Source organism: Microbacterium radiodurans (assembly GCF_008710705.1).
Lineage (GTDB): Bacteria > Actinomycetota > Actinomycetes > Actinomycetales > Microbacteriaceae > Microbacterium > Microbacterium radiodurans.
In genome coordinates this window covers 257,174-281,858 of record NZ_VYRZ01000002.1, presented here as the reverse complement: position 1 = coordinate 281,858, position 24,685 = coordinate 257,174, and the positions used below count along the sequence as shown (strand labels likewise).

The 24,685-nt window shown below is 69.9% G+C and carries 23 protein-coding genes; 11 read left to right on the top strand and 12 right to left on the bottom strand.

From position 1 onward, the window contains the following. Positions 1-6 precede the first annotated feature (6 nt). From F6B42_RS07085 to lnt, 7 genes are all read left to right on the top strand, one after another. The gene (locus F6B42_RS07085) at positions 7-969 is read left to right on the top strand and encodes an FKBP-type peptidyl-prolyl cis-trans isomerase (protein ID WP_150418931.1); all 963 of its coding nucleotides are present in this window, start codon (positions 7-9) and stop codon (positions 967-969) included. Between the two features lie 37 nt (positions 970-1,006). Continuing rightward, the gene (locus tag F6B42_RS07080; protein WP_150418930.1) at positions 1,007-2,005 is read left to right on the top strand and encodes a helix-turn-helix transcriptional regulator; all 999 of its coding nucleotides are present in this window, start codon (positions 1,007-1,009) and stop codon (positions 2,003-2,005) included. Next, on the top strand, positions 2,002-2,964 hold the full coding sequence (locus tag F6B42_RS07075; protein WP_150418929.1) for a helix-turn-helix transcriptional regulator: 963 nt from the start codon (positions 2,002-2,004) through the stop codon (positions 2,962-2,964). Before F6B42_RS07080 ends, F6B42_RS07075 begins: the two co-directional genes overlap by 4 nt. A 51-nt stretch (positions 2,965-3,015) precedes the next feature. Further along, complete coding sequence (locus F6B42_RS07070) at positions 3,016-3,261, top strand: twin-arginine translocase TatA/TatE family subunit (protein WP_150418928.1); 246 nt, start codon at positions 3,016-3,018, stop codon at positions 3,259-3,261. Between the two features lie 65 nt (positions 3,262-3,326). After that, a complete protein-coding gene (tatC, locus tag F6B42_RS07065; RefSeq protein WP_150418927.1) occupies positions 3,327-4,112 on the top strand; it encodes a twin-arginine translocase subunit TatC in 786 nt (261 codons plus the stop codon). After that, a complete protein-coding gene (locus tag F6B42_RS07060) occupies positions 4,109-6,589 on the top strand; it encodes a DEAD/DEAH box helicase (RefSeq protein ID WP_150418926.1) in 2,481 nt (826 codons plus the stop codon). Before tatC ends, F6B42_RS07060 begins: the two co-directional genes overlap by 4 nt. 9 nt (positions 6,590-6,598) lie before the next feature. Continuing rightward, positions 6,599-8,170, top strand: a complete 1,572-nt coding sequence (gene lnt, locus F6B42_RS07055; RefSeq protein ID WP_150418925.1) for an apolipoprotein N-acyltransferase — start codon at positions 6,599-6,601, stop codon at positions 8,168-8,170. Positions 8,171-8,365: 195 nt separating this feature from the next. Here the strand turns inward: lnt and F6B42_RS07050 are convergent, their stop codons facing one another. The 4 genes from F6B42_RS07050 to F6B42_RS07035 all read right to left on the bottom strand — a co-directional run bounded on the left by F6B42_RS07050 (position 8,366) and on the right by F6B42_RS07035 (position 11,058). Beyond that, entirely contained in the window at positions 8,366-8,728 is a 363-nt protein-coding gene (locus F6B42_RS07050; protein ID WP_150418924.1) for an RNA polymerase-binding protein RbpA, read from the bottom strand. Between the two features lie 107 nt (positions 8,729-8,835). Beyond that, a complete protein-coding gene (locus F6B42_RS07045; protein ID WP_150418923.1) occupies positions 8,836-9,606 on the bottom strand; it encodes a glycerophosphodiester phosphodiesterase family protein in 771 nt (256 codons plus the stop codon). Further along, positions 9,603-10,529, bottom strand: a complete 927-nt coding sequence (locus F6B42_RS07040; RefSeq protein WP_150418922.1) for an SPFH domain-containing protein — start codon at positions 10,527-10,529, stop codon at positions 9,603-9,605. Before F6B42_RS07040 ends, F6B42_RS07045 begins: the two co-directional genes overlap by 4 nt. Next, positions 10,522-11,058, bottom strand: a complete 537-nt coding sequence (locus tag F6B42_RS07035) for an NfeD family protein (RefSeq protein ID WP_150418921.1) — start codon at positions 11,056-11,058, stop codon at positions 10,522-10,524. The genes F6B42_RS07040 and F6B42_RS07035 overlap by 8 nt, the downstream gene beginning before the upstream one ends. Positions 11,059-11,179: 121 nt before the next feature. On the opposite strand from F6B42_RS07035, the gene F6B42_RS07030 reads away from it, so the two are divergent. Both F6B42_RS07030 and F6B42_RS07025 read left to right on the top strand, forming a co-directional pair. Further along, the gene (locus F6B42_RS07030) at positions 11,180-11,944 is read left to right on the top strand and encodes an SDR family oxidoreductase (RefSeq protein WP_150418920.1); all 765 of its coding nucleotides are present in this window, start codon (positions 11,180-11,182) and stop codon (positions 11,942-11,944) included. Positions 11,945-11,946: 2 nt separating this feature from the next. Then, positions 11,947-13,926, top strand: coding sequence for a S9 family peptidase (locus F6B42_RS07025; protein WP_150418919.1), 1,980 nt, complete (start codon positions 11,947-11,949; stop codon positions 13,924-13,926). Positions 13,927-13,953: 27 nt separating this feature from the next. On the opposite strand, the gene F6B42_RS07020 is transcribed toward F6B42_RS07025, so the two are convergent. Together F6B42_RS07020 and F6B42_RS07015 are read right to left on the bottom strand one after the other, a co-directional pair. Beyond that, positions 13,954-14,511, bottom strand: a complete 558-nt coding sequence (locus tag F6B42_RS07020; RefSeq protein WP_150418918.1) for an HdeD family acid-resistance protein — start codon at positions 14,509-14,511, stop codon at positions 13,954-13,956. A 96-nt stretch (positions 14,512-14,607) separates the two neighbouring features. Further along, positions 14,608-15,525 (bottom strand): AEC family transporter, encoded by a 918-nt coding sequence (locus tag F6B42_RS07015; protein ID WP_223878395.1) that lies wholly within the window; start codon positions 15,523-15,525, stop codon positions 14,608-14,610. Positions 15,526-15,664: 139 nt separating this feature from the next. Here F6B42_RS07015 and F6B42_RS07010 point away from each other — a divergent pair, with 139 nt between their 5' ends. After that, complete coding sequence (locus F6B42_RS07010) at positions 15,665-15,955, top strand: hypothetical protein (RefSeq protein ID WP_150418916.1); 291 nt, start codon at positions 15,665-15,667, stop codon at positions 15,953-15,955. Positions 15,956-15,988: 33 nt separating this feature from the next. Here the strand turns inward: F6B42_RS07010 and F6B42_RS07005 are convergent, their stop codons facing one another. Further along, on the bottom strand, positions 15,989-17,887 hold the full coding sequence (locus F6B42_RS07005; RefSeq protein WP_150418915.1) for an alpha-amylase family protein: 1,899 nt from the start codon (positions 17,885-17,887) through the stop codon (positions 15,989-15,991). 75 nt (positions 17,888-17,962) lie between these two features. On the opposite strand from F6B42_RS07005, the gene F6B42_RS07000 reads away from it, so the two are divergent. Further along, positions 17,963-19,288, top strand: coding sequence for an MFS transporter (locus tag F6B42_RS07000; RefSeq protein WP_150418914.1), 1,326 nt, complete (start codon positions 17,963-17,965; stop codon positions 19,286-19,288). Positions 19,289-19,319: 31 nt separating this feature from the next. Here F6B42_RS07000 and F6B42_RS06995 read toward each other — a convergent pair whose 3' ends face one another. The 5 genes from F6B42_RS06995 to F6B42_RS06975 form a co-directional block, all read right to left on the bottom strand. Then, a complete protein-coding gene (locus F6B42_RS06995) occupies positions 19,320-19,580 on the bottom strand; it encodes a DUF6458 family protein (RefSeq protein WP_150418913.1) in 261 nt (86 codons plus the stop codon). 85 nt (positions 19,581-19,665) lie between these two features. Then, on the bottom strand, positions 19,666-20,445 hold the full coding sequence (locus F6B42_RS06990; RefSeq protein ID WP_150418912.1) for an SGNH/GDSL hydrolase family protein: 780 nt from the start codon (positions 20,443-20,445) through the stop codon (positions 19,666-19,668). Then, positions 20,435-21,802 carry an MFS transporter gene (locus tag F6B42_RS06985; RefSeq protein ID WP_150418911.1) on the bottom strand — a complete coding sequence of 456 codons (1,368 nt, stop codon included), beginning with the start codon at positions 21,800-21,802 and terminating at the stop codon, positions 20,435-20,437. The genes F6B42_RS06990 and F6B42_RS06985 overlap by 11 nt, the downstream gene beginning before the upstream one ends. A gap of 57 nt (positions 21,803-21,859) precedes the next feature. Beyond that, complete coding sequence (locus F6B42_RS06980; RefSeq protein WP_150418910.1) at positions 21,860-22,900, bottom strand: LLM class flavin-dependent oxidoreductase; 1,041 nt, start codon at positions 22,898-22,900, stop codon at positions 21,860-21,862. A gap of 96 nt (positions 22,901-22,996) precedes the next feature. Further along, positions 22,997-24,673 (bottom strand): DUF885 domain-containing protein, encoded by a 1,677-nt coding sequence (locus F6B42_RS06975; RefSeq protein WP_150418909.1) that lies wholly within the window; start codon positions 24,671-24,673, stop codon positions 22,997-22,999. Positions 24,674-24,685 lie beyond the last annotated feature (12 nt).

Genomic DNA, 24,685 nt, shown 5'->3' with positions numbered 1-24,685 from the left:
GCTGCGGTGCGTAGGATCCTCGCCGCCGCCGGCGCTCTCTCCCTGTCCGTGCTCGCTCTGACGGCCTGCTCGACGGGCTCGTCGAGCGTCGCATCCTGCACACGCGACCTGCCGGCCTCGAGTGCGCTGGATCTCGTGCAGGTGGGCGACACCGCCGTGGGCACGCGCCCGGACATCTCGCTGACCGCCCCCGTCCACGTCGGCTCCACGTCGGTCGCGGACCGTATCGTCGGCGAGGGCGAAGCGGTCACCTCCGACACGCAGGACGTGGTGTTCGACCTCACGGTCATCGACGGCTCGTCGGGAACGACGGTCGCCGCATCCGGCTACACGGGCGACCTCTCGCAGGTATACCCCGTCGACAGCTGGCAGGAGACCTTCCCCGGTCTCGTCGACGCCCTGGACTGCGCGACGGAGGGCTCGCGGATCGTCATGGCGCTCGGCCCGGACGACGTCGCCGCCGACACGCGCTCGCGCTTCGGTATCGGCGAGGACGCCTCGACGGTCGTCGTCCTCGATCTCCAGAAGGTGTACCTGGCCGCGGCCGACGGCGCGGATCAATTCAACGACCGCGCCGGCATGCCCTCGGTGGTGCGCGCGCCCGACGGCCGTCCCGGCATCGTCGTCCCCGACGGCGACGCCCCCGACGAGCTCGCCGTGGAGACCCTCAAGCGGGGCGACGGCGAGGTCGTGACGGGCGACGTGCCCGTTCGCGTGCACTACACCGGGGTGACCTGGGACGACCACGAGGTCTTCGAATCGACGTGGGGAAGCGGGGCGCAGTCCGTCGATCTGTCGACGATGATCCCCGGCTTCGCCGACGCGCTCCGCGGCGCGACGGTCGGTTCGCAGATCCTGGCGGTGATCCCTCCGGACCAGGCTTACGGCGACGCCGGTCAGGGCGCGATACCGGGAGGGGCGACTCTCGTGTTCGTCATCGACGTGCTCGGGCTCGACGCGCCGGCCTGACCGGTCGCGGCCCATCGACGCCGCCTAGAATGACTGGGTGCCGTCACCCGCTCTCCGCGTTCCCCCCGAGGAGCGCCTGGTCAACCTCGTCGTCGCCCTGATGGCGACGGAGCAGGGCCTGACGAAGGACACCATCCTCGGGTCGGTCTCGGGTTATCGGGAGCAGACCGAGGCGGGAGCGGGCAAGGACGCCCTCGAGAAGATGTTCGAGCGCGACAAGGAGAACCTCCGCGCGCTCGGCGTGCCGATCGAGACGATCGGCGACTGGATGGATCCGGACGATCTCCGCGCGGCTCGCTACCGCGTGCCCTCGTCGGACTACGAGCTCCCCGAGGACATCACCTTCACGCCCGCGGAACTCGCCCTCCTGACGCTCGCGGGCGGCGTGTGGGGCGAGCGTTCCATGTCGGCCGGCGCGCGATCGGGACTTCGGAAGATCCGTTCGCTGGGCATCGACGTCGACGAGCCGATCATCGGCTTCGCGCCGCGGCTGAACTCCCCGGAAGCCGCTTTCGCCCCGCTGCAGCGCGCCATCGAGCAGGGGCGCGTCGTCACCTTCGACTACTTGCGACCGGGTGCCTCGGATCCTCGTCGACGACGGGTCCGGCCCCTCGCCCTCGTCGAATTCGAGGCGCGCTGGCACGTCTTCGGCTACGACGAGAACGTCGAGGCCGAGCGGACGTTCCTCCTCTCCCGGATCTGCTCGACCGTCGACATCACGCGAGCCCGGTTCGAGATGGCCGAATTCGCGGGCTCGGGCGAGCGCGCGCTGGCCGGCCTCGAGGCGCTGGCCGAGCGCCAGCGCGCGCTCCTGGAGGTGACTGCCGGCACCGAGGCGGCGGTGCGGCTCGGACGCCGGGCTGTCGCCGACACCGCCGACCCGCAGGGCATCCGCGTCCCGTACGTCGACACCGAGGTGTTCGCCGACGAGCTCGCCTCATACGGCCCCGAGGTGCGGGTGGTCGAGCCGGCGGATCTCCGGGCGGCCGTCATCACGCGTCTGCGGGGCGCAGCGAATTCGGAGGGCACGCGATGACGCCCGCGGAGCCAATGGTCGCGACCGATCGCGCGGCCCTGATCCTGCAGCTCGTGCCGTACCTGGTGGGGAAGGGCGAGGTCACGGTCGAGGAGGCCGCGCGGGATTTCGACGTCACTCCGGAACAGGTCCGCTCGATGGTCGAGAAGCTGACCGTCATCGGGCTGCCGGGTGAGAGCGGCTTCTGGCAGATGGCGAACGACCTCTTCGACATCGACTGGGATCTCCTCGACACGCAGGGGCGGATCGTGATCACGAACACCGTGGGTCTCGAGCGCTCGCCTCGCCTCACCGCCCGTGAGGCCGCCGCCCTGCTCGCCGGCCTGCGTGTCGCCGTGTCGTTCCCGGGCGTGGGAGACAGCGACCTCGTGCAGGGCCTCCTCGCGAAGCTGGCTCGCGGAGCCGGTGGCCGGCCCGCCGACGTCATCGTCGCCCCCGCTCCGGTCGATGAGGTCCGCGAGAGCGTCGCCGCGGCGCTGCGTCGGGGCGTCGCGCTGTCGTTCACGTACCGCGCTCCGGATTCCGCACCCACCACCCGCACCGTCGACCCGGTGAAGGTCTCGATCTCCGCCGGGCAGTGGTATCTCCAGGGGTGGTGCCACACGCGCGAGGCGATGCGCACGTTCCACCTCGACCGCGTGAGCGAGGCCGTCCTCACCGAGATCGCGGCCACCCATTCGGGTGAACCGGTGCCCGAGCTGTTCGAGCCGAGCGCCGACGAATCCCTCGCTCAGCTCCGGTACCGCCGCGGGCAGGAAGCGCTGCTCGGCGAGTATCTCGCCCGCGCCGACGTCAGCGGCACAGGCGAGTGGCGGACAGCCCGCATCCACGTCGCCGACCCGCGGTCGCTCAAACGTCTCGTCGCGCGCTCGGGCGGTGCGGTGGAGATCGTCGGACCCTCCGAAGCTGCTGCGGCGGCGGTCGACTGGGCACGCGCGGGTCTCGCCCAATACGGCTGACCCCCGGTTCGGCCGGGTTAGACTGACCGAAACAAACGACGAGGAGACGTCATGGGCAATCTGCTCGCAGGGCCGCACCTGTGGATCCTTCTCATCGTCATCCTGCTCCTGTTCGGTGCTGCGAAGCTGCCGGCGCTCGCCAAGAGCATGGGACAGTCCGCCCGCATCTTCAAGGGCGAGATGAAGGCGATGAAGGACGACGACGGCGCGACCGGCACCCCGACCACCACCGCTGACGCGGCCCCCGTCGAGAAGCCGGCGGAACCCCGGAGCGGTCCCGCCACGCCCTCGCCCTGACGTCCGTGGTGACGGCTGAACGCGCGTCCTTCGGGGCGAGCGAAGCTCCGCGGCGCGACAAGCGCATGTCGCTTGCGCAGCATCTCGTCGAGCTGCGCAAGCGACTCATGATCGGGGCCATCGCCCTCGTGGTGTCGATGGTGGCGTCCTTCTTCCTCACCGACTGGATCATCTGGGCGATGACGGAGCCGATCCGTGTCGTCGCGGCGCAGCGGAGCGCCGAGGAGAGCCAGGCGGTGACCCTGATGTACTCGACGATCACTGGCCCCTTCGACATGCGTCTGCGGATCTCGTTCTCGGTGGGCATCCTCCTGTCGGCACCGGTGTGGCTGTGGCAGATCTGGGCGTTCCTCATGCCGGGCCTCACGAAGAAGGAGGTCCGCTACACGATCGGCTTCGTCTCGGCGGCGGTGCCGCTCTTCTTCGGCGGCGTCTTCACGGGCTGGCTCGTCATGCCCCACATCGTCGAGATCATGGCGACGTTCTCCCCGGACGGCTCGTCGAACTTCTACGAGGGCAAGTACTACTACGACTTCGTCTTCAAGCTGCTTCTCGTGGTGGGCGTCGCGTACGTCATCCCCGTCTTCCTCGTGGCGCTGAACTTCGCGGGGATCATGAGCGGCAAGGCGATCCTCAAAGGCTGGCGCGTCGCCATCCTCGTCGCGGTGGTGTTCTCCGGACTGGCCACCCCGGCCGCCGACATCGTGAGCATGCTGATGCTCGCCGTGATCCTGACCATCCTGTACTTCGCGGCAGCCGGTCTCTCGCTGCTGCTCGACTTCCGTCGTTCCCGGCGGAGGCCCGATCTGACGGCGCCATCGCCTGCGCCGACCGCGGGACCCCTCGCGTGAGCGACGGAAGCCCGGCCGCCCGGTATCTCGCGGCGCAATCGGCGCGGGCGCATCCGTTGACGGCGGCCTTCGCCGCACGGCAGCGCTTCGAACTCGACCCGTTCCAGGTCGCGGCATGCCAGTCGCTCGAAGACGGGCGCAGTGTTCTCGTCGCCGCGCCCACGGGGGCGGGCAAGACGATCGTCGGGGAGTTCGCCGTGCACCTCGCGATGCGCGAGCCCGGCGCCAAGGCGTTCTACACGACGCCCATGAAGGCGTTGTCGAACCAGAAGTTCCGCGAACTCGTCGACGTCTACGGGGCGGACGAGGTCGGCCTCCTCACGGGGGACACGAACATCAACGGCAGCGCCCGCATCGTCGTCATGACGACCGAGGTGCTCCGCAACATGCTCTACGCGGACTCGCCGGCCCTTCGTGGTCTGCAGTTCGTCGTGATGGACGAGGTGCACTACCTCGCCGACCGCTTCCGCGGCGCCGTGTGGGAGGAGGTCATCATCCATCTGCACCGCTCGGTGCGCATGATCGCGCTGTCCGCGACGGTCTCCAACGCGGAGGAGTTCGGCGACTGGCTCGACACCGTGCGCGGCGACACCGACGTCGTGGTCTCCGAGACCCGTCCCGTTCCCCTCGAGCAGCATGTGCTGGTCCGCGGCGACCTCCTGCCGCTGTTCGACGAGCGCGCGGGGGCCGCGGCATCCCAGGTCAATCAGGAGCTGCTCCGGCTGCGATCGCCGAAAGGCCAGCAGTTCTCGTCCGACCGCCGACGCGATCAGCGCGGCTCGGGTCGCCGGGACGGCGACGCGCATCGCAATGCGCAACGCGGGGGACGAGGGGGCACCCGTGCCGCGTACGCTCCGCGCATGGAGCGGATCGATCGCCCCGAGGTCGTCTCGCTGCTCGCGCGCTCGAACCTCCTGCCCGCGATCTTCTTCATCTTCAGCCGGGTCGGATGCGACGCGGCGGTCCAGCAGGTGCGTCGATCCGGCGTGCGCCTGACAACCGCCGAGGAGCGTACCGAGATCCGCGAGATCGTCGAGGATCGCACGCGCGCCCTCGCCGAGGAGGACCTGGCGGTTCTCGGCTACTGGGAGTGGCGCGACAACCTCGAGCGCGGAGTCGCGGCGCACCACGCGGGCCTGCTGCCCGCGTTCAAGGAGGTCGTCGAGGAGCTTTTCAAACGCAAGCTCGTGAAAGTGGTCTTCGCGACGGAGACGCTCGCTCTCGGCATCAACATGCCGGCGCGTACGGTGGTGCTCGAGAAGCTCGAGAAGTTCAACGGCGAGGCCCGCGTGGCGATCACCTCCGGCGAGTACACGCAGCTGACCGGTCGCGCGGGACGCCGCGGCATCGACGTCGAGGGCCACGCCGTCATCCAGTGGACCGAGTCGCTCGACCCGCAGTCGGTCGCCGCTCTCGCGTCGAGGCGCACGTATCCGCTGAACTCGAGCTTCCGGCCGACGTACAACATGGCCGTCAACCTCATCGATCAGTTCGGTCGCGACCGCGCGCGGGAGGTCTTGGAATCGTCGTTCGCGCAGTTCCAGGCCGACCGCTCCGTCGTCGGGATCGCGCGCCAGGCGCGCGAGAAGGAGCAGAGCCTCGCGGGATACGCCGACGCGATGACCTGCGACCGCGGCGACTTCGCCGAGTACTCCGGCATCCGGCGCGACCTCAGCGACCTCGAGAAGCTCAACCGCAACGATCGGACGGCTCCCGCGAAGATCCGGCAGCGGCGACAGAACGAGCTGCAGGACCTCCGCCGACGGATGCAGCGGCATCCGTGTCACGAGTGTCCCGATCGCGAGAATCACGCCCGCTGGGCGGAGCGCTACTGGCGGCTTCGCCGCGACGTGCAGAGGCTCCGCCAGCAGATCGAGTCGCGCACCGGAACCGTCGCCCGCGTCTTCGACCGGGTCGTCGACGTCCTCTCCGAACTCGACTACGTCTCGGTCGACTCCGAGGGCCGGACCACACTCACCGCGGCGGGCGGCACGATGCGTCGCATCTATGGCGAACGCGATCTCCTCGTCGCCGAGGCGCTGCGTCGTGGGTTGTGGGATCGGCTCGACGCGCCCGCGCTCGCAGCCCTCGCATGCTGCCTCGTCTACGAGCCGCGGCGCGAGGGCGACGGTCCGGGCGAGTACGGCCTGCCGCGGGGTGCGTTCCGCACGGCGCTGTCGGAGACGCAGGAGCTCTGGGCCGTGCTCGACGACCTCGAACGCGATCACCGGCTGCCCGGCAGCGAACCGGTCGCGACCGGGTTGGCGACCGCGATGCACTCGTGGGCGCGCGGGATGCTGCTCGATCGCGTCCTGCTCGAAGCCGACATGGCGGCGGGCGACTTCGTCCGCTGGGCCAAGCAGACGATCGACCTGCTCGATCAGCTCTCCCTCGTGGCCGACGCCTCGCTCGCCTCGACCGCGCGCGACGCACTCGACGCGGTACGACGGGGAATCGTCGCCTACTCGGGCGTTTAGGCTCGAAGCGTGCCCGACGCTCCGCCGGCCGCCGAACGGCCGCTCATCCCGCTGTGGCTGGCTCTCGTCGGCGCGCTCGTGGGCGGAGCCGTCCTCGACGCGGCGTTCCCCGACATCGGGTGGTGGCCTCTCGCCTTCATCGGCGTCGCGTTCTCGCTCGTCGGGCTGATCGGTCGCTCGGCCTGGGGCGCAGTGGCGGTGGGGGCCGTGTTCGGTGCGTCGTTCTACTTCATCCACATCTCGTGGATCACCCGCTACCTCGGACCCGTCCCGTGGTTCGGGCTGGCGGGCATCGAGACGATCTTCTTCGCGGCCGGCTCGGTGCCGCTGGCGCTCGCATACCGGTGGCTGCCGCGTCTGCTGCCGAGCGCCCGGGCGCGACTGATGGCGCTGCCGCCCCTCGTGGCAGGCCTGTGGACGGCACGAGAGCTCTTCATGGGCTCGTGGCCGTACACCGGCTTCCCGTGGGGCCGGATCGGCATGAGTCAATCCGAGAGCCCGCTGGCGCACATCGCGTCGTGGACGGGAGTCTCCGGCCTCACCTTCCTCATCGTCTTCGTGGTGGCCGCCGCCCTCGAGTGGGTCCGGCTCGGCGGCTTCCGGCGGATGATCGGCGTCGTGCCGACTGCGGCCGCACTCGTGCTGCTGGTAGTCGTCCCCGCCTTCCCGACGACGGATGCCGGGACCTACCGCGTCGGGTCGGTGCAGGGCGACGGACCCGCCGGCTACTTCGACCAGCGTGAGCGCTACGACGTCTTCCGCGCTCAGCTCGACGCGACCGAACCGCTGCTGGGCGAACCCCTGGACCTGCTCGTCTGGCCGGAGGGGGGCATCGACGGCGACCCGCTGTCGAACACCTCCGTCGCCTCGACGCTCGATCGGCTGGCCCGCCGTGCGGACGCGCCACTCCTCGTGAACGCGGCGACGACGCGCGGCGAGGACATCTACAACACGTCGATGCTCTGGGAGGCGGGCGGCGACAACCCGGTCGCCCTGCACGACAAGTCGCGACCGGTGCCGATGGGGGAGTACGTCCCCGACCGATGGTTCTTCGAGCTGATCGTTCCGGACCTCATCTCGCTCATCCAACGGGAGTACACGCCCGGCACGAATGCGCCCTTCATCGATGTGGACGGTGTCGGCGTCGGGCTCGCCATCTGCTTCGACGTCCTCTACGACGACGTCATCTGGTCGGGAGCCCGGGACGGTGCCCAGCTGTACGTCTTCCAGACGAACAACGCCGACTTCCGCGACACCGACGAGAACCTCCAGCAGCTGGCATTCGCGCGGATGCGCGCGATCGAGACCGGACGCTCCGTCGTGAACATCTCGACCGTGGGGACGAGCCAGGTCATCGCTCCCGACGGGTCGGAGATCGATGGCCTTCCTGCCGCCGAGGCGGGTGCGATGCTGACCGAGGTGCCGCTGCGCACGGGGCTCACCCCGGCGTCGATCATCGGCGGCGGCGTGCAGGCGCTGCTCGGATGGGGCAGCATCCTCGTGCTCGTCGCGCTCGGCGCCGTCGGACGCATGCGGGGCACGATCGGCGGACGCCGACTCCGGCGCCGCCCTCGCGGCTGAGGCTCGGATGCCGGGGCCGTGCCGCATCGCAAGGCGTGGTGTGCGACGCGCCGAGACAGACGGTCCGTCAACCGGGTGTCGCGCACGATTCCTTGCATCGGGGCCCGGATGACGGGGAGTGGCCCGAGCCGCGACGGAACACGAATCAGCGCCGGCCCCCGTGAGAGCCGGCGCTGATGACGCGAGGTCGGGGGGTCAGGCGCTGAGCTTCGAGCCGCGACGCTCGCGAAGCAGCGCGAGGCGCTCTTCGAGCAGCTCCTCGAGCTCGGGAATCGTCCGGCGCTCGAGCAGCATGTCCCAGTGGGTGCGGGCGGTCTTGTCGCCCGAGTGGTCGACCTCGACGACGGTCTCGCCCACGCGGAGCAGAGCCTCGGCGCCGCAGGCGCGGCATTCCCAGGTCTCGGGTGCTTCGGCGTCGGCCGCGAACGTCATGACGGTCTCGTGTGAACAGCGCGAGCACACGTACGTGTGGTTGACGCGATCGTGGAAGACGACGCCCTCTTCGCTCTGTAGGCTCGAGGCGCCGAGTCGGATGCCGCGCAAACTGCGGTCTGCCATTGTGTGGTCCTCTCGTCGGCTATCAGTTGTAACGTGCGCGGCTGTGTGCATCATCCGAACGACCGTGCATCGGTCGGCTTTCACAGCCGATGTTCAGAGTGATCGGATCACGGACGTCCGGAGAGGATGTGCAGAGCACGATCGGCGCGGTCGGTGACGATCCCGTCGACACCCGCCGCGAGCAGACGACGCATGTCCGCGGCGTCGTTCACGGTCCACACGTGCACCTCCACGCCGCACCGGTGCGCCCAGCGGATCACGGCGGGAGTGACGATGCGGAGCGGACCTCGTCGCTCGGGAACCTGCAGGGCGTCGAGACCGCGGAACGCTCGTCGGATGAGCACCGGCAGACGCGTCGCGACGGCGGCGACGATCGCGGCGGTGCGCACGCTCCCGGCGGACGTCGCCGGCGTCGCGCCGGCCTCGGCCGCGGCTCCCAGCGCGCGCCGTCGGCGGCCGTCGTCGAAGCTCGTGACGAGGACCCGGTCCGCGAATGGGGCCACCGTCCGTCCCACCGCTTCGGCGGCGGCATCCGCCTTCACATCGAGATTGAACCGCAGCGTGGGAAAGGCGTCGAGCGCCTGGACGAGGGTGATCAGCCCGCCGCGCTCGGACATGAGGTCCTCGAGCTCGCGGTCGCCGACCTCCGAGACCCGCCGCGGATCGCCGGTCACCCGCGACAGGTCGACGTCGTGGAACAGGATGACGGTGCCATCGGCGCTCAGGTGACAATCCGATTCGACGATGCCGATGCCCAGGGCGTGAGCGGCGGCGACGGCGGCGAAGGAGTTCTCGACGATGCCCTCGGCATCCGCCGGGACGAAGCCGCGGTGCGCGAGGATCCGCGGCGGCGGATCCGAGAGGAACGGGTGCGTCACGGAGCGGTCGGGGGAGTGGGCGTACCCCGCCCCGCGCTGAAGCCGTTGCTCAGCCCCTTGAGCGCGTCGGTGAACTCGCTCGGGATGATCCAGAGCTTGCTGGAGGAGCTCTCGCTGATCTTCGGCAGCGTCTGGAGGTACTGGTAGGCGAGGAGCTTGTCGTCCGCGTTGCCGGCGTGGATCGCTCGGAACACCGACTCGATCGCGGCGGACTCGCCCTCGGCGCGGAGGATCTGCGCCTGCTTGTCGCCCTCCGCGCGCAGGATCTCGGCCTGCCGGCGGCCCTCCGCCTCGAGGATCTGCGACTGCTTGGAACCCTCCGCGGTGAGGATCGCGGCGCGGCGGTCGCGTTCCGCGCGCATCTGCTTCTCCATGGAGTCCTGAATGGATGTGGGGGGCTCGATCGCCTTGAGCTCAACCCGCGACACGCGGATGCCCCACTTGCCCGTCGCCTCGTCGAGGACGAGGCGCAGGCGGCTGTTGATCTCATCACGACTCGTGAGCGCCTGCTCGAGGTTCAGTCCGCCGACGACGTTGCGGAGCGTGGTCGTCGTGAGCTGCTCGACGGCGCCGAGGTAGTTGTTGATCTCGTAGGTGGCGTCGCGCGCGTCGGTGACCTGGAAATAGACGACCGTGTCGATGGAGACGACGAGGTTGTCCTCGGTGATGACGGGCTGCGGCGGGAAGGAGACGACCTGCTCGCGCATGTCGACCAGGGGCAGGACCCGATCGATGAAGGGAACGAGCAGGTTCAGGCCGGGTGCCAGGGTTCGCTGGTACCGGCCGAGCCGCTCCACGACGCCCGCGTAGGCCTGCGGGATGATCCGGATCGCGCGGAAGAGGACGACGATCACGAAGATCGCCAGGACGACCAGCAGGACGATCACGAAGATCTGTCCGATGAAGGGGCCGATGTCAACCATGGGGGGAGTCCTTATCGTCGGGGAGGGGGCTCTCGCCGTGCGGGGATGCGCCGCCGGGGGCGGCCCGTGCCGCGTCGGCGAGTTCGACGACGACGGTCGCGCCGCGCACGGCCAGCACGACCACCGGCGCGCCGACGACGGGGGACGAGGCTCCGGCAGCGACACGCGCCGTCCAGGTCTCGCCGTTGTCGAGCTTGACGGAGCCCGCTCCGTCGACGAACGGTGCCACCGCGCGGCCGCCGATGCCGGCGAGCGCATCGACGTTCGTGCGCACCGCGACGCTGCTCCGGTGCAGGGCGCGCAGAAGCAGCGGCCGGATCGTGAAGAGCAGAAGCGCCGAGACCGCGGCCGCGGCAGCCACCTGCAGCCACCACGGTGCGCTCAGGAGGTTCGTGCCGAGACCTCCGATGAGCGTTCCGGCCGCGAGCATGAGGAACGTGAACTCGAGCGTGACCAGCTCGACGATGACGAACACCAGGGCGAGGACGAGCCACGCGATCCAGAGGTATTGCACGAGATCCGGCAACATCGGCGCTCCTTCGACTCCCTTCCGAACCTAGCATCCGGTGGTCGACGCGAGGCCGGTTGGTAGGCTCGGACGGTCCGGCATCCGCCGGCCCGCCACCCCGATCCACCCCGGAGCAGCCGACATGTCCCAGCCCCTTCCCGCCGGAACCCTCGCCGGCCGCACCGCTCTGGTCACCGGTTCTTCTCGCGGCATCGGCGCCGACACGGCTCGCTATCTCGCCCAGGCCGGGGCCAACGTCGTCATCAACTTCCGCAACAAGGCCCCGCGGGCCGAGAAGCTCGCCACCGAGCTGCGCGCGCTGGGTGTGCAGGTACTCGTCGTCGGCGCCGACCTGACCGACCGCGCCTCCGTCGACGAGATGTTCGCCGCTGTGCGCGAGGCGTTCGGCGCCCTCGATCTGCTCGTGCTGAACGCATCGGGCGGCATGGAGGGCGGCATGGCCGCCGACTACGCGCTCACTCTCAATCGCGACGCGCAGGTCGGCGTCCTGGATGCCGCGCTGCCCCTGCTCTCCGACGGCTCGCGTGTCGTGTTCGTCACCAGTCACCAGGCGCACTTCATCCGGACGACGCCCACCATGCCCGAGTACGAACCCGTCGCCCTCTCCAAGCGCGCCGGCGAGGACGCTCTGCGCGACCGCATCCCGGAGCTGAACGAGCGCGGCATCGATTTCGTCGTCGTCTCGGGCGACATGATCGAGGGCACCATCACGGCCACGCTGCTCGAGCGCGCCAACCCCGGAGCGATCGCCGACCGCCGCGAGTCGGCCGGCAAGCTCTACAACGTCTCGGAGTTCGCCGCCGAGGTGGCTCTCGCGGCGGTCGAGCCCATTCCCTCGGACAACACGCGTCTCGTCGGCGACACATCGTCCTTCGGCGGCGAGTGATCGTGCGCCCCGAGCAGATCGAGGCCCTCACGACGATCGGTCGTCCGAGTGTGACGCCCGACGGGTCGGTCGCGATCTTCGCCGCCACTCGCCCGGACCTCGGCGCCGATCGCTACGTCGGGCAGCTGTGGCGGGTCGACCTCGATCGCGGCGCACCTCGCCGCCTGACCCGGGGCACGTCCGACACCGCGCCGCGCGTGTCGCCCGACGGCGGCACCGTTGCGTTCCTCCGCGCCGACGAGAACGGCAAGCCGCAGCTGCACCTGGTCGCGCTGACGGGTTCCGAGCCGATCCAGATGACCGACGCGCCGCTCGGCGTGGGGTCATTCGCCTGGTCGCCGGCCGGGACCTCCCTGGCGTTCACCGCACGGATCCCGGAAGCCGGCCGCTACGGCAGCGTCCCCGGGATCTCGGCCGAGGCGGAGCCGCCCCGTCGCATCACGGGCGTGCGCTGGCACGCGAACGGCATCGGGTACATCGGCGATCGCCCGGCGCAGGTGTTCGTCGTCGACACCGTCGAGACGGACTCCGAGCCCTTCTACGCACCCGCTCCCGCACCCGGCGCTCCCGATGGAGCGCGCCGGATCGTTCCCGCTGCGGCGCGCCAGCTGACAGACGGCGCGCGTTCGTACGACGGCGTGGTCTTCAGCGCAAACGGTGCGGAGGTGTTGACGACGACCGACGACATCGAAGTCGACGCCCGTGACCTGCGCACCCCGCTCATCGCCGTTGCCGTCGACGGGTCGGGGGAGCGGGAGCTCCTGCCCGCTCAGCTGTCGATCTCGGACGTCGCGGTCGGCCCCGACGGAGTCGTGGCGATCCTCGCGTCCGACCCCGGGCCGACGGGCGTCGATTTCGTCGCGCCGGGCGTCGCGCTCTGGCTTCTCGAGCCCTCCGGACCGCGTCGGCTGACGGACCCCGAGACCATCGACCTCGGTGAGGTCGGGTCCCACATCACCCCGATCGGCGACGACTTCCTCGTCCAGAACCGCACCCGCGGCGAGCTCCACCTGCTCCGCGTCGACCGCTCCGGCGGTGCGACGCGTCTGCGCGGTGGGCTCGAGGTCACCGGCCATGCCGCGGACGCCGCGGGGGAGAGGATCGTCTGCTCCGTCGCCACCGCCCGTTCGGCCGGCGAGATCCTCGTGCTCAGTGCGGACGGCGCCGAGGCCCGCATGCCGACCGCGTTCGGCGACGCGGCGGCATCCACCGGGATCGTCCTCCCGCGGGAGATCGAGATCCCCGGACGTGACGGCTATCCGGTCCACGGCTGGGTGGCGACGCCCACGGGTGACGGGCCGTTCCCCGTGCTGCTGCAGATCCATGGCGGGCCGTACGCGTCATACGGCGTGCACCTGTTCGAAGAGACGCAGGTGCTCGTCGACGCCGGCTACGCGGTCGTCTACTGCAATCCGCGCGGGAGCGCCGGCTACGGCCGCGCGCACGGACGCAGCATCCGACAGGCGATGGGAACGCTCGACCTGGCCGATGTCCTCGACTTCCTCGACGGAGCTCTGGCGAGCGATGGACGACTCGACGCCGCGCGCGTCGGCATCATGGGCGGCTCGTACGGCGGGTATCTGACGGCCTGGACGATCGCGCACGAGCACCGGTTCGCCGCGGCCATCGTCGAGCGCGGGTTCCTCGACCCGGCATCGTTCCGGGGAACGAGCGACATAGGATCGTTCTTCGGCGACGAGTACGTCGGCACCGACCCCGCTGCGATGATCGCGCAGAGCCCGTTCGCCGTCGTCGACAGGGTGCGGACGCCGACGCTCGTCATGCACTCCGAACTCGACTTCCGGTGCCCGCTCGAGCAGGCGACCCGCTACTACACGGCCCTCAAGCGGCAGGGGACCGATGCGGAGATGCTCATCTTCCCGGGAGAGGACCACGAACTCACGCGGTCGGGCCGTCCGCGGCATCGGGTGGAGCGGTTCGAGGCCATCCTCGACTGGTGGGGACGCTTCCTCCCGGTGTGAGCCGGCGTCCCGGGAGCCGACCGCGGATCAACCCTCGCGCATCGACAGGCCGCGAACGATGTTCGCGATTCCCAGGGCGACGGCGGAGATGCCGAGCAGCCACCACAGCACGATGGCGCCCCACAGCGGCGAGAACAGCAGCATGACGCCGGCGATCAGCGACAGGATCGCGAAGGCGATCGTCCACCCTCGGTTGCGCGCGTGACCGATCGTCGACAGCGAGACGGCGCCCTCGACGATCCACAGGATGCCGACGAGCGCGCCCAGGAAAAGCGCGAACGAGATCGTGAAAGCCGCGAGATTCGCGAAGGCGACGACCCCGACGACGACGAAGAACACCCCGAGCGCGACGTGGCCGGCTCGCGACCAGCCCCGCTTCGAACCCGATGCGATGCCGACAGCGGCATACACGAGGCCCGCGATGATCGTGTAGGCCGCGATGATCCCCGTCAGCACCTGAGCCGTGCGGCCCGGCCAGATGAGGATCAGAAGACCGAGGACGACGGAGAGGATGCCGCCGATGATGAAGGCGATTCGGAACGAGCGTGCGATCGTGCGGCCGGTGGAGTCGCTGGTGGTGACCATGATCGGCGTCCTCTCTGTCAGGGCGATCTCGGCGACGGAGTCCGAGTCGGCTCAAAGCTAGTGGAGACGCTCGGATGCCGCCAGCCATCTCGGGGTTCAGCCGAGAACGACCGTCACGGCGAGAAGCACGGGGACGCATCCGACCGTGGTGACGAAGACGGTGTCGCGCGCGACGGTTTCGCCGATCTCGTACCGTTGCGCGAAGTTGAAGACGTTCTGCGCGGTCGGCAGCGCCGCGAGCACCGTGACCGCGAGCACCTCCGCGGGGGAGAGGGCGAAGCCGAAGCGGGCGATCGCCCAGGCGACGACGGGCATGACGAGCAGTTTGAGCGCGCTCGCGAGGAGGACGTCGCGCCGGTGGCCCGTTGTCGAGAGCACGCGCTGACCGTGCAGCGACATGCCGTAGGAGATGAGCAGGACCGGCACGGTGGCATCGGCCACGAGGGTCAGTGGATCGAGCACGATCGGCGGAAGGGTCAGCCCGCTGACCGATACCAGGACGCCGCTGATGCTCGCGATGACGATCGGGTTGGTGAACGTCCGCCGCAGGATCGGCAGCGGGCGTCGCTGCCCCGTGGTGACCGCCTCGAGGATCGCCATCGTGATGGGCGTGAACACGACGAGCTGCAGGAGGATGACGGGAGCCGACAGCGCCGCTGAGCCCAGCAGATACAGCGACAGCGGGATGCCGATGTTGTTCGAGTTCACCTGACCGGCCGACAGCATCCCGATCAGCGTCGCGCCGACGGAGCGTCTCCAGACGAGACGGGCGATGGCGGCGTACACGAGGAACGCGGCCGCCGCCGCGAGAGCCGAGACCGGCAGCAGCGCCGAGAACAGCGTCGAGACGTCGGCCTGCGAGAGCACGACGAACATGAGGAACGGCGACAGGACGAAGAAGATCAGCCGCGCCAGAACGGGTCGTCCGTGCGGGCCCAGCAGATCGATGCGTCCGATGACGTACCCCAGGACGATCGCCACTCCGACGACGACGAATCCCGTGAGCACCTGCACGTCATCGAGCCTAGGACGCCGATCGTCCGGTGGCGTACGCGTCTGACGCCCGGTGGTTCCGGGTGCGCCGATAATGCACATTATGTCAGGTTGGGCGCTGAGCCGCTCTCTCGCGCCCGACGTCGCGATACGCTCGAGCATGCCCGATGATCACAGAAGGATCGAGTTGATCCTCCGTCGTCCCCGCCTCGCACTGTGGGCCGGCGTTCGGCCGACACTCGTGATCGGCGGCAACGGACAGCCGACGCAGTGGGGTTCGGGTACGTGGCGGGTGTCGGCGACCGAACCCGTCGAGCTGCGGGTCTTCCTCTTCGCCCGCGGTTGGCGGTTCGGCGAGGCCGTCACGACGCTCGCGCCTGCGACGACCGGACGCGTCATCTACCGCGCGCCCGTCCTGCCGTTCGGCGCCGGCCGGTTCACCCTCGCCTGAGCGTCCGACGTCCTCGACGTCGTGTGCCCGGCGCTAGCTCCGCGCGCGGACTCGCAGCCAGGCGAATCCGTGAGCCGGAATGGTCAGACCACCGTCCAGGTCGCGGCGGCGACCCGAGACGAGATCCCACGCGGACGTCTCCCACGCTCCGAAGGTCTCCACGGGGATGCCGACCTCGTGGTCGCCAACGTTCCCGAGGACGAGGACGGCTTCCCCGTCACCCGCCGGTCGCGTGAATCCGACGACCGACGGATGCGGAGCGTGGAACGGCACGAGCTCGTTGCCTCCGAACTCCGGGGTGTCACGCCTCACGCGAAGAAGGTGGGAGAGCCTGCCGTAGATGCGCCCGGCCGCGGTGCCCTCGTCGCGGCGCGCTGCGTATGCCGCGGACGGCCGAACCGGCCGATGCACCCAGCGACTGTCCGTGCTCCGATCGGGATCGTCGAGATACGAGTAGTCGTTGAGCTGCCCGACCTCGTCTCCGAGGTAGAGCAGCGGGATGCCGCCGGTCGACATCGCGAGCGCGTGAGCGAGCACGACGCGATCCTCGCCGCCGCCGTCCCCGGCCTCGACGCCGGCGAGCGACGCGGTGGTGCCCGCGATGCGGGCGTCGCCGGTGCGCGGGTTCTCCTGGAACGGGACTCCCCGTGAGAACGAGCCGTCGAATCGCCCCACGTAGAACCGGTTCAGGAACGCGCGGTGCGGGCCGCCGACGATCCCGAGTTCAGCGGCATCCTCGTCGGCGAAGGTCCAGCCGATGTCGTCGTGGCTGCGGACGTAGTTGACCCAGGCGGTCCCGGCGGGCAAGGCGTGCCGTTCGTCCAGGGCCTTCTGCAGGAGGCGCGCGTCGCGGGTGGCGAGAGCCTCCCAGGTCAGCGCCATCTGCAGAGGGTTGTAGGACAGCCGGCACTCCCCCGGCGAGATGTAGTCCATGACCTCGTCGGGGTGCACGATCGCCTCGGACTTGAAGACCACGGCCGGCGCGGCGATGCGGAGGACCGCGTTGAACGCCTGGAGCAGCAGGTGCGCCTCGGGAAGCGACTCGCAGGGCGTGCCGAGCCGCTTCCAGATGAAGGCGACGGCGTCCATGCGGAGGATCTCGACGCCCTGATTCGCCAGGAACAGCATCTCCCCCGCCATCGCGGCGAAGACGGCCGGGTTGGCGTAGTTGAGGTCCCACTGGAAGCGGTAGAACGTCGCCCAGATCCAGCGCCCGTCCTCGAGCTGGACGAACGAGCCCGGGTGATCGTCGGGGAAGATCTCGCGCGTGGTGCGCTCGTACGCGTCGGGCATCTCGCGATCGGGGAAGATCAGGTAGAAATCCTCGTAGCCCCGCTCCCCGGCGACGGCTCGTCGAGCCCAGGAGTGCTCGTCGGAGGTGTGGTTGAAAATGAAGTCCAGGACGAGCGAGATGCCGTTCGAGCGAAGCTCCTCGGCGAGGGCGCGCAGATCGGCCATGGTGCCGAGCGCGGGATCGATCTCGCGGTAGTCCGACACCGCGTAGCCGCCGTAGTTGTTCCCCTCGGGGCTGCGGAAGAGCGGCATGAGGTGCAGGTAGGTGAGGCCGAGCTCCCGGAAGTACGGAATGGACGCGCGCACGCCCTCCAGGCCCCCGGCATAGCGGTCGACGTAGCAGACGCCGCCGACCATCGCCGGGTCCTGGAACCATTCCGGATCGGCGTTCCGCCGGGCGTCGAGCGCGCGGAGATCCACGCTGCGGGCGTCGTTCGCGTCGAGCGCGAGACGCACGAGTCCCTCGAGCGCCTCCGCGGCATCGGAGCGGTCGCCGTACAGCTGCGCGAAGAGCGCGTGAAGGCGGGGCAGCTCCTCCTCGAGGCGGTCGAAGACGGTCGGATCCTGGGGAGCGGGCCGTCTCATGACCGCCGTCGCGATGCGCTCCGCGTCCACGGCGAAACTCGAGAGGGCGCTCATGCCGGCGTCACCGAGATGCTCATCCGTGCATCATCTCAGATGCTCCACCTCGGCCGACGGCAGTAGCGTTGTCGGGTGACGTCCGTGGCGCGAACCGACTCCCCCGGGCTGCGCGCATGGCTGATCTGGGGAACGGGCGTCGCCGCCTACGTCCTCTCGGTCACCAACCGCACCTCGCTGGCCGCCGTCGGCGTGGACGCGGCGGAGCGATTCCAGGCGGATGCCGCCACGCTCTCGATGTTCGCGGTCGTGCAGCTCGCGGTCTACGGAGGGATGCAGCTGCCGGTCGGAGTCCTGCTCGACCGTTACGGGTCTCGACCCATCATGACCATCGGGATGGTGCTCATGGCCGCGGGGCAGGTGACCATGGCCCTCTCACCCAGTGTCGGCGTCGCGATCCTCGCGCGGATGCTGCTCGGCGCCGGCGACGCCGCCATCTTCCCCGCCGTGCTCCGCCTCGTCGCGACCTGGTTCCCCGCTCAGCGCGGGCCGGTCATGGTCCAACTCACCGGCATCCTCGGTCAAGCCGGGCAGCTCGCCGCCGTCATCCCCCTCTCGGCGCTCCTCCACGCGACGACGTGGACGATCACCTTCGGGAGCGTCGCCGGCCTCTGCGTGCTGTTCGGCGTTCTGGTCTTCCTGATCATCCGCAACCACCCGCCCGAAGTCGCGTCCGACGTGTCGGTCAACACCGACACCGGCGCCATCCGCGTCGTCACGTCGAGCATCGACACCGGCGTCGGCATCCGTGCGGCCTGGGCGCACCCGGGAACGCGGCTCGCCTTCTGGTCGCACTTCACGACGCCGTTCGCGGGAACCGCATTCATCCTGCTGTGGGGCATCCCGTTCCTCACCGCGGGTGAAGGACGCAGTCAGGCCGAGGCCACTCTCATCACGACGCTCTACATCGGTGCCGGAATGGTGCTCGGCCCCATCATCGGCGACCTGTCGCGGCGCGTGCCGCATCTGCGGTCGAAGGCGCTGGTGCTGCCGGCGGTCGCCGCACAGGCGTCGGCGTGGCTCGCGGTCGTCGTCTGGCCGGGGCCTGCGCCCCTCTGGCTGCTCCTTGTGCTCATGGCAGCGCTCGCGACCGGCGGGCCGGCATCCATGATCGCGTTCGATCACGCACGGACGCACAATCCGTCGCACCGGCTGAGCACCGCGACCGGCGTGACGAACGCGGGCGGCTTCCTCGCGGCGCTCATCGCCGTCTTCGCGATCGGCGTGGCACTGGACCTGCAGAACGCCGGAACGCCCGCCACCTACACACTCGACGCGTTCCGACTGGCCTTCCTCACCCAGGTTCCCCTATGGGTGCTGGGCGGGAAGTTCATCGCGATCGAACGGAAGAAGACCCGCATCCGGATCGGCATGGATCCGCCGCGGCGGCCCCGGCGCTGAGGTCCCGCGGCCGCCGCATGGCGAACGCCGGTCACACCATCGGGTCGCCGGAGGTGGACGTGCTGTTGCGCGTCACGCGCTGCCCGGTGGCCGGATCGACGGCGGTGCGGCTGACGCTGTCGGTCTGGCGGCGGCGCGCCATGAACACGAGGCCCAGCACGAAGACGACAGCGCCGGCCCCCATCAGGATGTAACCGATGAGGTCGAGATTCACGTATTCGACCTCGACGTTGACGGCGAACGCGAGGATCGCGCCGATGACGAAGAGGACGATTCCTGCACCAATGCTCATGGCGACTCCTTCTCTGGTCGGACGGACCGATCATCGCGGGGCCGCGAGCGTCCCCGCATCCGCTTGACAGAGCGCCGGGAATCTCTCAGGTGGTCGGTGCGACCTCGACCCAGGTTCCGAACTTCGGCCGGCGGCCGTCGCCCGAAGACGTGCCCGTCAGACGCCGACGAACCCAGGGAGCGAGGTGCTCACGGAAGTACTCGCCACGGGCGAGCACCGGCGCCGCTTCGGCGACCGGCAGCGACCACCACGCGTCGGGCGCCTGCTCCTCCAGAGCGGTCAGAACCCGTGCCGCGACCCGGTGGTGGCCGCGCGCGTTCATGTGAAGCCGATCAGCGGACCAGAACGAGGGATGCGTCAGCGCCCGGTCGGGCCAGTTGAGGGCGGTGATGACCCCTGCGCGATCGCCGAGGAGCTCGAGGACCGCGGCAGAGAGCTCGTCGCCGCGACGTCCGATGAGCCCGCCGAGCGGAAGCTGTGCCGACGGGTTCGCCCCCGACAGCAGGATCAGCTGCACGCCGGACTCGGCGCACCGCGCGGCGACCTGCTCGAAGGCATCGGTGATGTCGCGGATCGACGTGCGGGGTCGCAGCATGTCGTTCCCACCGCCGTTGAACGACAGGTGGGTGGGTTCGAGCGCGAGCGCCGCCTCCAGCTGCTCGTCGACGATGGGGCGAACGAGCTTGCCGCGGATGGCGAGGTTGGCGTATTCGATCGGCCGACCGAGCGAGTCCGCCCATCCGGCCGCGACGAGGTCCGCCCAGCCTCGCACGACACCGTCCGGGAGCTCGTCGCCGACGCCCTCCGTGAACGAATCGCCGATCGCGACGTAGCGGATGCCGGATGCCGGCGTGTCAGCGTTCATCGAGCTGCATTCCCTTCCGGTCGACGAGTCCCCACGCGCCCAGAGCCGCGCCGGCGAAGAACACCGCGAACACCACGAAGAGGAGGGGGGCGCCACCGACTGCCAGCAGCGGCGGCACGCTGAGCGGTGCGAGGATCGACGCGATGCGTCCGGCACCCGCCGCCCACCCGGCCCCGGTGCCGCGCAGCGACGTCGGATACATCTCGGGGGTCACGGCGTACAGTGCGCCCCAGGCGCCGAGGTTGAAGAACGACAGCGCCATGCCCGAAGCGATGATCACGGGTTCGGTCGTCGCCGTGCCGAACACGACGGCGGCGCCGGCCGACCCGACCAGGAACACCGACAGGGTCGCACGACGTCCCCACACCTCGATCAGCCACGCGGCGACGGCGTACCCGGGAAGCTGCGCGAGCGTGATGATCAGCGTGAAGCCGAACGAGCGGACGAGGTCGTATCCCTGCGAGTACAGGATGGTCGGGATCCAGATGAAGGCACCGTAGTAGGAGAAGTTCACGCAGAACCAGACGAGCCACAGACAGGCCGTCCGCACGCGGAACTCCCCCGACCACAGCGAGCGCAGGCGATCACCGGTGGAGACCGCCGCGGGAGCGGGGCGACTCGCCGACGCCTCGTCGGGATGCGCGTCGTGGACCGGGGGTGCGGAGCTCGCCGCGCCGGAGTCCGCCTCGAACGAGCGGACGACCGCATCCGCTTCGTCGCGCCGTCCCTGGCGTTCGAGCCAGCGCGCGGACTCCGGAAGTCCCCAGCGGACGACGATCGCGTACACGGCGGGGATTGCTCCGATGACGAGAGCCCAGCGCCACCCGCCGTCGACGTTCGGGATGACGAAGTACCCGATGAGCGCCGCGGCCGTCCATCCGACGGCCCAGAAAGCTTCGAGGATCACGATGACGCGACCGCGGATGCGCGCCGGCGCGAACTCGCTCACGTAGGTGCTCGCCACCGGCAGCTCGGCACCGAGGCCGAGCCCCACGAGGAAGCGGAGAACGAGCAGGACCGCGAGTCCGCCCACGAGGGCGCTCGCGCCGGTCGCCACACCGTAGATCAGGAGCGTGACCGCGAAGATCGAGCGTCGGCCGAAGCGGTCGGCGAGCAGTCCTCCGACGCTCGCCCCCACAGCCATCCCGGCGAAGCCGGCGGATGCGATCCAGGACGCCTGCGTGGTGTCGAGCGACCACTCCGCGATGAGCGCGGTGATGACGAAGGAGATGAGCCCGACGTCCATCGCGTCGAGTGCCCAGCCGAGCCCCGAGCCGGTGAGGACCTTGAGATGGCGTCGGCCGAAGGGCAGGTCGTCGAGTCGGCGCCCCACCGTGGGGGTCGCGGTATCGGTCATCGCACCAGCCTATTGATCCGGCGCCGCCCGGCGTGCCAAGGGCGCCCGACGCGCCCGTCAGTCGTCGGCGAGCATGTCGTAAACGAGGGGTGCCACGCGTGTGCCGTAGAGCTCGATCGAGCGCAGCATCTTCTCGTGGGCGAGCGTGCCGTTCGAGAACTTCAGGTCGAAACGGTCGAGGCCGAGGGTGCGCACCGTCGCCGCCACCTTCTTCGCGACGGTCTCCGGAGATCCGGCGTAGACGGACCCCTCGGGCCCCAGATCGTGCTGGAACTGCAGACGGGAGTACGGCGGCCAGCCGCGCTCGGCCCCGATGGCGTCGCGGTTCGCCTTCATCGCGGAATAGAGCTCCTCCCACGCCTGCTCGTCGCTGTCCGCGACATGACCGGGCGAGTGGACGCCCACCGGAAGCAGCTCGGCGCCCATCGCCGCGCGTGTGCGGTGGAAGAGGTCGACATAGGGCCGGAACCGGGCGGCCGCTCCCCCGATGATCGCGAGGAGGAGCCCGTAGCCGTGGTGCGCCGTGCGCACGACCGACTCGGGAGACCCGCCGACCCCGATCCAGGTCCGGAGGCCGTTCTCGGTCTTGGGAAAGACATCCGCACCGCTGAGAGCCGGTCGCGTCCGCCCCTGCCAGGTCACCGGCTGCTCGGAACGCAGCATCCCGAACAGATCGAGACGCTCCTCGAACAGCTCCTCGTAGTCGGCGAGATCGAACCCGAAGAGCGGAAAGGACTCGGTGAACGATCCACGACCGAGGATGACCTCGGCGCGACCGCCGGAGACCGCATCCAGCGTCGCGAAGCGCTCGTAGAGCCGCACCGGGTCATCGCTCGAGAGAACGGTGACGGCGGTGCCGAGGTGGATGTTGCTCGTCCGGGATGCCGCGGCGGCCAGCACGATCTCGGGGCTCGACACGGCGAACTCCCGCCGGTGGTGCTCGCCCACCCCGAAGAAGGCCAGGCCCACCTCGTCGGCGATGACCGCCTGGTCGACGACGTTCCGGATGGTCTCGGCATCGCTGAGGAGCTCGCCCGTTGCGCCACGGGTGACGTCTCCGAACGTATCGAGGCCCAGTTCGACGGGGGTCGCGGTCATGATCGCACCTTTCATTCACGTGCATACAACGGGGGGTCGGGAACAGTATTCCCGACCCCCCGTCGCGGTCCGTCGTGGACTGCGAATATGCGACCGTCAGTCCTGCGTCAGTGCCATCCGGAGCGTGTCGAGGCCGACGCCGCCCAGGCGGAGCGCCGTCATGTGGAAGGCCTTGATGTCGAAGGCGCTCCCCTGCCGCGCGGCGTACTCGTCGCGGATCTGCTCCCAGATGCGCTGGCCGACCTTGTAGGACGGCGCCTGCCCGGGCCAGCCGAGGTAGCGGTTCACTTCGAAGCGGACGAATTCGTCGGGCATGTTGACGTTGCGCTGCATGAAGGCGAGGGCGTACTCGGCGTCCCACGCGCCCTCGCCGTCCGGCCGGACCTTGCCCAGGTGCACGCCGATGTCGAGTACGACGCGCGCTGCGCGCATGCGCTGCCCGTCGAGCATGCCGAGACGATCGGCCGGGTCGTCCAGGTAGCCGAGCTGCTCCATGAGTCGTTCGGCGTAGAGCGCCCAGCCTTCGGCGTGTCCGCTCGAGCCGGCGAGGAGTCGGCGCCACGAGTTGAGCTCCGCACGGTTGTAGACCGACTGCGCGATCTGCAGGTGATGGCCCGGGACCCCCTCGTGGTACACGGTCGTGAGCTCGCGCCACGTGTCGAAGGAGTCGACGCCCTCGGGCACCGACCACCACATCCGCCCGGGGCGCGAGAAGTCGTCGGTCGGACCGGTGTAGTAGATCCCGCCCTCATTGGTGGGGGCGATCATGCACTCGAGCGTGCGGATGGGCTCGGGGATGTCGAAGTGGCTCCGGCCGAGCTCGGCGACGGCCCGGTCGCTGGTCTCCTGCATCCAGCGCTGCAGCGCTTCGGTGCCGTGGAGCTTGCGGGAGGCGTCCTGCTCGAGGAAGGCCACGGCCTCTTCGACCGATGAGCCGGGCAGGATCTCGTTCGCGACGGATTCCTGCTCGGCGACCATGCGGGCGAGCTCCTCGAGGCCCCACTCGTAGGTCTCGTCGAGGTCGATCGTCGCGCCGAGGAACCGTCGGGAGTGCAGCGCGTAGAGCTCTCGTCCGACGGCGTCGGTGTCGCCGGCGGCGGGCAGGAGCTCGCTCGTGAAGAAGCCCGCCAGGTCGTCGTAGGCGACCCGCGCCGCGTTGGCGTTGTCGGCGAGCTCTCGCGCGAGCGATGCCGGGAGTGCGCCTTCCGACGGAGCCGCGTCGCCGGCGAAAACGGCGAAGAAGCCGGCGTCCGCGGTGTAGCGACCGATCTGCGTGGCGACCTCGGCGACCTGACGTCGCGCGGGGACGGTGCCCTCGGCGATGCCCTGTCGCAGCGTCTGGATGTAGCCGGCCAGCGCTCCCGGCACGGCGGCCAGACGCGTGGAGATGACCGACCAGTCCTCGACGGTGTCGGTGGGCATGAGATCGAAGGTGCTGCGGATGTCCTGAGCCGGCGAGGCGATCACGTTCACGTCGCGCAGGTGCGCTCCGGCTTCGTGCAGCTCGATCTGCAGCCTCAGGTCTCCCGCGAGGTCGGCCTGGGTCACGCGGTCGACGTCGTCGATCGGCTGGGCGGCTTCGAGCCGCGTGAGGGTGTCGCGCGCGGCGGCCACCGTCCGCTCGGCGCCCGCGGGCGAGAGGTCGTCGAGACGTCCGTTGTGCTCGAACCGGCCGATGTAGGTCGCCAAGCCGGGCGAGAGCTCGGCCACGGTGTCGACCCACGCGTCCGCGATCGTGTCGATCGGCGTGGGGGTGCGCTGGGATTCGGTCATCTTTCGAGCCTA

What these genes read in the sequence shown, in the direction of transcription:
- F6B42_RS07075 (WP_150418929.1), top strand. Translation starts at nt 2,002, where the DNA reads ATGACGCCCGCGGAGCCAATGGTCGCGACCGATCGCGCGGCCCTGATC.
- F6B42_RS07070 (WP_150418928.1), top strand. Translation starts at nt 3,016, where the DNA reads ATGGGCAATCTGCTCGCAGGGCCGCACCTGTGGATCCTTCTCATCGTC.
- tatC (WP_150418927.1), top strand. Translation starts at nt 3,327, where the DNA reads ATGTCGCTTGCGCAGCATCTCGTCGAGCTGCGCAAGCGACTCATGATC.
- F6B42_RS07050 (WP_150418924.1), bottom strand. Translation starts at nt 8,728, where the DNA reads ATGGCAGACCGCAGTTTGCGCGGCATCCGACTCGGCGCCTCGAGCCTA.
- F6B42_RS07040 (WP_150418922.1), bottom strand. Translation starts at nt 10,529, where the DNA reads ATGGTTGACATCGGCCCCTTCATCGGACAGATCTTCGTGATCGTCCTG.
- F6B42_RS07035 (WP_150418921.1), bottom strand. Translation starts at nt 11,058, where the DNA reads ATGTTGCCGGATCTCGTGCAATACCTCTGGATCGCGTGGCTCGTCCTC.
- F6B42_RS07030 (WP_150418920.1), top strand. Translation starts at nt 11,180, where the DNA reads ATGTCCCAGCCCCTTCCCGCCGGAACCCTCGCCGGCCGCACCGCTCTG.
- F6B42_RS07020 (WP_150418918.1), bottom strand. Translation starts at nt 14,511, where the DNA reads ATGGTCACCACCAGCGACTCCACCGGCCGCACGATCGCACGCTCGTTC.
- F6B42_RS07010 (WP_150418916.1), top strand. Translation starts at nt 15,665, where the DNA reads ATGCCCGATGATCACAGAAGGATCGAGTTGATCCTCCGTCGTCCCCGC.
- F6B42_RS07005 (WP_150418915.1), bottom strand. Translation starts at nt 17,887, where the DNA reads ATGAGCGCCCTCTCGAGTTTCGCCGTGGACGCGGAGCGCATCGCGACG.
- F6B42_RS06995 (WP_150418913.1), bottom strand. Translation starts at nt 19,580, where the DNA reads ATGAGCATTGGTGCAGGAATCGTCCTCTTCGTCATCGGCGCGATCCTC.
- F6B42_RS06990 (WP_150418912.1), bottom strand. Translation starts at nt 20,445, where the DNA reads ATGAACGCTGACACGCCGGCATCCGGCATCCGCTACGTCGCGATCGGC.
- F6B42_RS06985 (WP_150418911.1), bottom strand. Translation starts at nt 21,802, where the DNA reads ATGACCGATACCGCGACCCCCACGGTGGGGCGCCGACTCGACGACCTG.
- F6B42_RS06980 (WP_150418910.1), bottom strand. Translation starts at nt 22,900, where the DNA reads ATGACCGCGACCCCCGTCGAACTGGGCCTCGATACGTTCGGAGACGTC.
- F6B42_RS06975 (WP_150418909.1), bottom strand. Translation starts at nt 24,673, where the DNA reads ATGACCGAATCCCAGCGCACCCCCACGCCGATCGACACGATCGCGGAC.